The 6909-nt window shown below is 62.7% G+C and carries 10 protein-coding genes; 6 read left to right on the top strand and 4 right to left on the bottom strand.

Annotation, left to right across the window (positions count from 1 at the left end; translation table 11 throughout):
* Positions 1–190: 190 nt before the first annotated feature.
* Together VMR39_RS19100 and VMR39_RS19095 are read right to left on the bottom strand one after the other, a co-directional pair.
* Positions 191–757 carry a TMEM165/GDT1 family protein gene (locus VMR39_RS19100; RefSeq protein WP_325418013.1) on the bottom strand — a complete coding sequence of 189 codons (567 nt, stop codon included), beginning with the start codon at positions 755–757 and terminating at the stop codon, positions 191–193.
* Between the two features lie 15 nt (positions 758–772).
* Positions 773–1099: a hypothetical protein gene (locus tag VMR39_RS19095; RefSeq protein WP_325418011.1), complete on the bottom strand. Its 327-nt coding sequence runs from the start codon at positions 1097–1099 to the stop codon at positions 773–775.
* A 187-nt stretch (positions 1100–1286) separates the two neighbouring features.
* On the opposite strand from VMR39_RS19095, the gene rpmG reads away from it, so the two are divergent.
* Complete coding sequence (gene rpmG, locus VMR39_RS19090) at positions 1287–1454, top strand: 50S ribosomal protein L33 (protein WP_006959016.1); 168 nt, start codon at positions 1287–1289, stop codon at positions 1452–1454.
* A 195-nt stretch (positions 1455–1649) separates the two neighbouring features.
* Here rpmG and VMR39_RS19085 read toward each other — a convergent pair whose 3' ends face one another.
* Both VMR39_RS19085 and VMR39_RS19080 read right to left on the bottom strand, forming a co-directional pair.
* On the bottom strand, positions 1650–3518 hold the full coding sequence (locus tag VMR39_RS19085; RefSeq protein ID WP_325418006.1) for a PhoX family protein: 1869 nt from the start codon (positions 3516–3518) through the stop codon (positions 1650–1652).
* 146 nt (positions 3519–3664) lie between these two features.
* The gene (locus VMR39_RS19080) at positions 3665–4027 is read right to left on the bottom strand and encodes a response regulator (RefSeq protein ID WP_325418004.1); all 363 of its coding nucleotides are present in this window, start codon (positions 4025–4027) and stop codon (positions 3665–3667) included.
* 62 nt (positions 4028–4089) lie between these two features.
* Here VMR39_RS19080 and VMR39_RS19075 point away from each other — a divergent pair, with 62 nt between their 5' ends.
* The 5 genes from VMR39_RS19075 to VMR39_RS19055 all read left to right on the top strand — a co-directional run.
* The gene (locus VMR39_RS19075; protein ID WP_325418002.1) at positions 4090–4377 is read left to right on the top strand and encodes a DUF3572 family protein; all 288 of its coding nucleotides are present in this window, start codon (positions 4090–4092) and stop codon (positions 4375–4377) included.
* Positions 4374–5036 (top strand): HAD family hydrolase, encoded by a 663-nt coding sequence (locus VMR39_RS19070; RefSeq protein ID WP_325418000.1) that lies wholly within the window; start codon positions 4374–4376, stop codon positions 5034–5036. The genes VMR39_RS19075 and VMR39_RS19070 overlap by 4 nt, the downstream gene beginning before the upstream one ends.
* Positions 5026–5490 (top strand): RidA family protein, encoded by a 465-nt coding sequence (locus tag VMR39_RS19065; RefSeq protein ID WP_325417998.1) that lies wholly within the window; start codon positions 5026–5028, stop codon positions 5488–5490. The genes VMR39_RS19070 and VMR39_RS19065 overlap by 11 nt, the downstream gene beginning before the upstream one ends.
* A 4-nt stretch (positions 5491–5494) precedes the next feature.
* Complete coding sequence (locus VMR39_RS19060; protein WP_325417996.1) at positions 5495–6220, top strand: glycerophosphodiester phosphodiesterase family protein; 726 nt, start codon at positions 5495–5497, stop codon at positions 6218–6220.
* Positions 6213–6909 (top strand): peptidogalycan biosysnthesis protein (locus VMR39_RS19055; RefSeq protein ID WP_325417994.1); only part of this gene is annotated, 697 nt, incomplete at its 3' end. The genes VMR39_RS19060 and VMR39_RS19055, both read left to right, overlap by 8 nt.

Genomic DNA, 6909 nt, shown 5'->3' with positions numbered 1-6909 from the left:
GCGCCGTTCAGCGCTTCGGCAACAGACTTGGTTGCGTTGCTCTTGAGGTTGGTCGGGGTCTTCAGATCGGGGGCGGTCATGCAATGTCCTCCTATTCGGGAAACTGGTTTCGGATATATAATGATCGTTCCGCAAGATGGTGCCATTTTTTCGCGGCGGAAATCCCGATCAGCCTGATGCAGCGGTTCGATCAGAGCAGACCGGTGGCAGACAAGGCCATGACCGCGCCGGTCACAAGAAGGATCGCCCCGCCGGTCCAACGAATCGCGCGCATTGGGAGGACAGCGAGCAACTGGTGGCGCGCCACGACGACCGGGACGAGCGCAGCGATCATGCCGATCGCACCGCCGATCCCCGCCAATATCGGGTCGGCAGTTCGGGTCGCTATGCCCAGGATCAGGAATTGCGGACCATCGCCGAATCCCAGGATGAACAGGCCAAGCGCTGTCGTGAGAAAAGCGCCGGTCCGCCAGCCTTCCAGCGGATCGGGCTTCGACACGCGCCACAAGAGGCCAGCGCCCAGAAAGAGGATGGACAGTGCCATGAAGAGCAGGCGCGCTTCGCCCCCCAGCATCGGGCCGACCCAGGCGCCGGCAAAAGCGGAGATGGCAGCATTGGCGATGGCGGCAACGATGACCCCTGCGATCACCGCGCCATTGCGATCGTAGCGGGTAGCCAGCGCGAGAACGAGAAACTGGCTCTTGTCGCCCATTTCGCCGAGCAGGCAGCCGAGGAGGGCAATCAGCAGGGCATCCATCGGCGAGCAGCGATCTCAGACGCGAAGGGGAATGACGGCGGCCGGGGCGGTGCGGGGTACCAATGATGCGATCGACCCGACCGGTATTTCCGCGCCAATCGCATCGCGCAGCAGATCGAGATAGGACAGCACCACCGGTCCCAGTCCATGCAGCGACAACGCCGATTCGAGCGTCCCGGCCAATCCTTCCACCTGATCGAGGTGAAAGGCGCGGGCGATATGGCGAATCTGGTCGACTTCATCATGCAGGCGCAGGACGGACACATGGCCGCGCTGCCCCGCCAGTCCGTCGACCCGGCGGAGAAGATCCGTCAAAATGGCTGAAATCGGGTCATGCCGCATGGAAAAGCCCCTCTGTCCGTGATACCCGAAAGATAGGCACAGGGTGGTTAAAGGCACGTAAAGCCTGGGCCGAGCCTTGACAGGAAGCCGAATCTGGCCCATGGGCGACCGCTGAAACGGGCGGTCCGCCAATCAGCTTTGGCGAGCCGCTTTATTTTTACGCTTTTCAAGACCAGGGAATAGGGCCATGGCCAAGCCGGCAACTGTCAAGATCCGCCTCGTCAGCACGGCTGACACTGGCTTCTTCTACGTCACCAAGAAGAACCCCCGCACCAAGACCGAGAAGCTGAGCTTCAGCAAGTATGACCCGGTCGTGCGCAAGCATGTCGAGTTCAAGGAAGCCAAGATCAAGTAAGCCGCTGCGGGCGTCATGCCCGCGCGCCTGATCTTCCGCGCTCGGAATGACAAAAAGGTCCGTCCCATCATGGGAGCGGGCCTTTTGTTGTTGCCTTATGGACGGCAATTCGCCTGATACGGGAAAAAGGGCGCTCCGCGGAGCGCCCCTGCCCGACTCCTCCCGAAACGGGAGGAGTCTCTCATTATCCTGCGATCAGTTGCCGACCGGCTGGCCGTCGGTGCGGCGTACGACGATGGTCGAAGACCGCGGTTCCTGACCCGAAATCGGCCAGTTGCCGGTCGGATGCTGGATGTTGATGAAGAAGTTCTTCAGGTCCGGCGTATAGGCAAGGCCTGTGATCTCGCAGCCTTCCGGTCCGACGAGGAAGCGCATCGACTTCTTGGTCGTCTGGTCGATGTAGAACATCGCATTCTGGCCGAAGACCTGCTCGATCGTACGCGACGAATCGCCCGATGAGCCGGGGACGGAGTGGTCGGTCTGAACCCAGAGCCGGCCCTTCGGATCGATCCGGATGCCGTCGGGACTGGAGAAGGTGTCGCCGTTGATATTGCCCTCCAGCTTGTCGGTCGCTGAACCAAAGCCGGCCAGTGACGGATCGCCCGCCAGCAGGAAAATTTCCCAGCTAAACTTCATGGCGAGCGGCGAATTGCCCTCTTCCTTGAACTTGATGATATGGCCGTGGCGGTTGGTTGTGCGCGGATTGGCCGCATCCGTGACCTTGCGACTGCTGTTGTTGGTCAGCGTCACGAAGACGGCGCTGTTGTCGGGCGCGACAGTGATCCATTCCGGACGATCCATCACGGTGCCACCGGCGACGCGAGCAGCCGAGATGCAATTGACCAGGACTTCGGCCTGATTGTTGAAATCGACGGTCGCGGGAGTCTGTGCGCCTTGGCTGACATTGCCCGGATCGATCGTGCCTTTCATCAAACCGTTCTGCCCTTGAACGAGCGCGCGCCATTCGCCCGTACCGTCCGCGTTGAAGCGGGCGACATAGAGCGTGCCGCGGTCGAGCATATCGCGGTTGGCGGCGCGGTTGCTGCTGCTGAAAGGGCGATCGCAGACGAACTTGTAGATGCAGCCCGGAGTGCCGTCATGGCCCATGTAGAAGGCGACGCGGCTATTGCTGTCAGCCATATAGGCGGTGTTTTCATGGTCGAAACGGCCAAGCGCGGTGCGCTTGGTCGGCGCGTCCAGTTCCTGATAGGGGTCGATTTCGACCACCCAACCGTAATTTTCCTCCGCCTGGGTCGGATCGAGATAATTGTCAGTCGATTCCTCGCAGGTGAGGTAGGTGCCCCACGGCGTGCGGCCCGACGAGCAGTTGTTCAGCATGCCCTTGATCGTGCCCGACAGCAGACCAGAAGCCGGACCGGCTGCCTTGTAGCTGCTGTTGCCGGTGTAGCGCTCATTATATTTCGAGCCGGACTTGACGGCCCATTTGCCATCGGTGCCCTTGGCGATTTCAACGACGCCGATGCCGACGGCGGAGAGGGCGATCGCCTTCTGGTCGGCGGTGGCGGTCGCGGCGTCGTAGCTGCCCGACATCAAAATGTTGAAGTCGGGATATTCAAAGTTGATCGCCAGCAGGCCGCCCGTGTTGGGATCGGTACCCGACAGCTCGAAGAACTCCATGCCGTCATGATTGCCGCCAGCCCATTTTTCGGCGTCGGCCGGGGTCGGGAAGGCGCCGGAATAGGGCGTGCCGGTTTCAACCGAATCGCCCGCCTTCAGCAGGATGTCGACGGTGTAGCCGTTCGGGACAGTGACGGTGTCGTTCATGTTGGCGGCGACCGACGCGAAGCTGATGCCGTAGCTGGGCGCGGGCGTCGGCGTGGGCGTAGGCGTAGGCGTGGCGCTGCTCGAATCATCATCGTCATCATCGCAGGCCGCGAGCGCGCCGAGCATCGGAAGGATCGACAGGCCGAGCAGGCCATTCTTCAATACGGTGCGGCGCGCGGGGTTGGCGGCGACGATCGCCTCAATGCTGTTTTCGCCGAGTTCGATGGCAGGCTGCGCGTCGCGATGGGGCGCGCGCGCCTCGTCGGTCAGATGAGACATGGTGTTCTACCCCTGTGATCAGGCTATCGGCGGGGCGCCGCGCCTTGGCGCAGGGGGTTGGCAGAGCGACATGACGCCAACCCTGCCAAATGAAGGCGGCGTGATGAAAACGGCGTGACGGATCAGTGACGTATCTGTCCCGGCTGTTACAAAAGCGCATTAACCTGTTCGACGAAGCGCAACACGGAGATGGGTTTGGACACATAGGCGTCGGCGCCCGCGCCGCGTATACGTTCCTCATCCCCCTTTCCGGCATAGGCCGTGACCGCCATGATCGGGACCGAAGACAGCCGTTCGTCACCCTTGAGCGACAGGATAAGGTCATAGCCGCTGACATGGGGCAGGTGGATATCGGTGATGACCAGATCGGGCAGGAATTCGCCTGCCTGCGCCAGCACGTCCCTACCGTCCCGCAACGGCAACACCTCATGGCCATGGGCGCGCAGCAGGTCGCAAAAAAGTTTGAGATTAAGTTCGTTGTCCTCGACAACGAGCACGCGCTTTGCCACCAGTCACCCGCATATTCACCTGCGAAGCGAGCCCCCGATCGCTTCCCCGCCAAAGGCCTATCATGCGTCCCGACAGCCCGAATCGCAAGCCGGATAGCAGCGAAGATCCTGCCATGCTGGCATTGCTGGCGCTGGGATGGACATTGGCCGACGGCGCACGGGCGGACCGGCTGCTCGCGCTGACCGGGCTAGACGCGGAGGCATTGCGCGCGGGCGTCGACAATCCCGCCATTTTAGGCGCAGTGCTTGCTTTTCTCGCGGACCATGAGCCTGACCTGATCGCCTGCGCGGAGGCGATCGACACCAGCCCTGCCGCGCTGATCGCGGCGCAGGAGAGATTGAATAAATGACCCGTCCCCTCATCATCACCGATTGCGACGAGGTGCTACTGCACATGGTCGTGCCGCTGCGCCACTGGCTGGACGAGACACATGACGTGCATTTCGACATGTATGATCGCCATTTCGGCGAGGCATTGCGGCATAAGGACAGCGGCATCGTGCTGGAGCGCGAACTGGTCTGGTCGCTCCTGATCGAGTTTTTCGACACGGAAATGCATCGGCAAACGCCGATCACCGGCGCGGTCGAGGCGCTCCGGCGCCTGTCGGACATTGCCGACATCATGGTGCTGACCAATATCGGCGAGCGTCATCATGCCGCACGGGTCGAGCAACTGGCCGCCCATGGCCTCAACCTGCCGGTACAGTGGAATCACGGCGGCAAGGGGCGTCCGATCGCCCGAATCCTTGCCGAGCGTCAGCCCGGCGTCGCCCTGTTCATCGACGATCTGGCCGAACATCATGCGTCGGCAGCGGAACATGCACCCGACATCTGGCGGCTGCACATGGTAGGCGAACCGGAGATCGCGTCCGGCGTGCCGGCTGCCGTCCATGCCCATGCCCGGATCGACGACTGGCCTGAAGCCGAACGCTGGATCGCGGCGCGGCTGGCCGAAGGCCCCGCCCCTTCCCCCTTATTTCCCATGATGGAGCAACCGCATGAGCATTGACGCCCGCCTCGCCGAACTCGGCATCTCCCTGCCCCAGGCCGCCGCGCCGGTCGCCGCCTATGTCCCGACGGTGGAGGCCAACGGCTTGCTCCACATCAGCGGACAGATCGCGCTGGCGCCCGACGGCCTGATGACCGGGCGTCTGGGCGAAGACCGCAATCTGGACTATGGCGTCGCCGCCGCGCGGGTGTGCGGCCTTAACCTGATCGCGCAGATGAAAGCCGCGTTGGGCAGCCTCGACCGGGTCGAGCGGATCGTGAAGCTGGGCGCTTTCATTTCGAGCGCGCCCACCTTCACCGACCAGCCCAAGGTCGCCAATGGCGCGTCGGAACTGATGGTGGAAGTGTTCAGGGAAGCAGGCAAGCATGCCCGCAGCGCCGTGGGCGTGCCTGTGCTGCCACTTGGCGCCGTGGTGGAGATCGACGCGGTGGTTCTGGTCAGGCCGCAGGCCTGACAATTTGCCAGCGTCCGGCCGGAAACCCGATTTTCTGACCGCCACCCCCTTCGCCCATCGTGGACTGCATGGGCAAGGGGTGAGCGAAAATGGCATGGCGGCGTTCGACGCCGCCATCGCCGGCGGCTTCGGCATAGAATGCGATGTGAGGCCGAGCCGGGACGGCATCGCCTTCGTCTTCCATGATGCCAATCTCCTACGGCTGGCGGAGCGACCGGAATATGTCGCCTCGCTGGATGCAGCCAATCTCGATAACATCGCGTTGCCCGATGGCGGCATGATCCCACGCCTGTCCACGCTGCTGGCACGCTGCGGCAACGAGGTGCCATTGCTCGTCGAGATCAAGGCGAACGGGCGCCATGTGGCGAACCTGTGCGATGAGATTGCCCGCGATCTGGATCGCGCCAATACAGCCCAAATCGCAATCATGTCCTTCAACCCCTATGCCGTGCGCTGGTTTGCGCGCCATCGGCCGCATGTGACAAAAGGGCTGGTGGTAACGCAGCACGGCAGGGACCGGTTGCGTGGCGGGATCGAGCGCACCCTTGCACTTTGGTTGTCGAAACCCGATTTTGTGGCCTGTGATATATGCGACCTGCCATCCCGCTTCGCCATCCATGCCCGTCGCAGGGGGCTGCCCGTGCTGACATGGACGGTGCGCAACAAAGAAGAGCGAGTGCGCGCCGCGCTTCATGCCGACCAGATCATCTTTGAGGGGCCCCGTGACTGAGGTCGTGGCGCGCATTGTCGCCGGCGTGGCCGATCTGCCCCGCGACGAATGGGATGCCTGTGCCGGGTCGACCAATCCGTTCGTCAGCTGGGATTTCCTGGTAGCGCTGGAACGATCAGGCAGCGTTGGCGAAGCAAGCGGATGGCAGCCGCTGCCGCTGGTCATCGACGGCGCTGATGGGCGAATCGCCGCCGCCGCACCGCTCTATGCCAAGAGCCATAGCCAGGGCGAATATGTGTTCGACCATGGCTGGGCCGACGCCTGGGAACGGGCTGGCGGCCAATATTATCCCAAGATCCAGATCGCTGCGCCCTTCTCTCCCGTACCCGGCCCTCGGCTGTTGCTGCGCGATTCCGACGCAGCGCCGGCTCTGATCGCAGGAATCGAAACGCTGGTGGAGCGCAACGGCCTCTCTTCGGCCCATGCGACCTTCATCGCTCCCGAGGAGGTGCCGCTGTTCGAGGCAGCTGGCTGGCTGATCCGGGAAGACAGTCAGTTCCACTGGACCAATCGCGCCTACGCCTGCTTCGACGATTTCCTCGCAGAGCTTTCGAGCGAGAAGCGCAAGAATATCCGCAAGGAAAGACGCCGCGCGGTCGAGGGGCTGGAGATCGTCCACCCGACCGGCAGCGATCTGACCGAATCCCATTGGGACATATTCTGGAATTTCTATCAGGATACCGGCGCGC

The sequence above is a fragment of the Sphingobium sp. genome, from assembly GCF_035511395.1.
In the GTDB taxonomy this organism is placed as follows: domain Bacteria; phylum Pseudomonadota; class Alphaproteobacteria; order Sphingomonadales; family Sphingomonadaceae; genus Sphingobium.
Note: the sequence above shows the minus strand (reverse complement) of the source record. Positions and strands in the feature narration are given on the sequence as shown.

Bases quoted from the DNA above. Each gene is read 5' to 3' on its own strand.
- rpmG (WP_006959016.1), top strand. From the start codon at position 1,287: ATGGCCAAGCCGGCAACTGTCAAGATCCGCCTCGTCAGCACGGCTGAC.
- VMR39_RS19065 (WP_325417998.1), top strand. From the start codon at position 5,026: ATGAGCATTGACGCCCGCCTCGCCGAACTCGGCATCTCCCTGCCCCAG.
- VMR39_RS19095 (WP_325418011.1), bottom strand. From the start codon at position 1,099: ATGCGGCATGACCCGATTTCAGCCATTTTGACGGATCTTCTCCGCCGG.
- VMR39_RS19100 (WP_325418013.1), bottom strand. From the start codon at position 757: ATGGATGCCCTGCTGATTGCCCTCCTCGGCTGCCTGCTCGGCGAAATG.
- VMR39_RS19075 (WP_325418002.1), top strand. From the start codon at position 4,090: ATGCGTCCCGACAGCCCGAATCGCAAGCCGGATAGCAGCGAAGATCCT.
- VMR39_RS19070 (WP_325418000.1), top strand. From the start codon at position 4,374: ATGACCCGTCCCCTCATCATCACCGATTGCGACGAGGTGCTACTGCAC.
- VMR39_RS19085 (WP_325418006.1), bottom strand. From the start codon at position 3,518: ATGTCTCATCTGACCGACGAGGCGCGCGCGCCCCATCGCGACGCGCAG.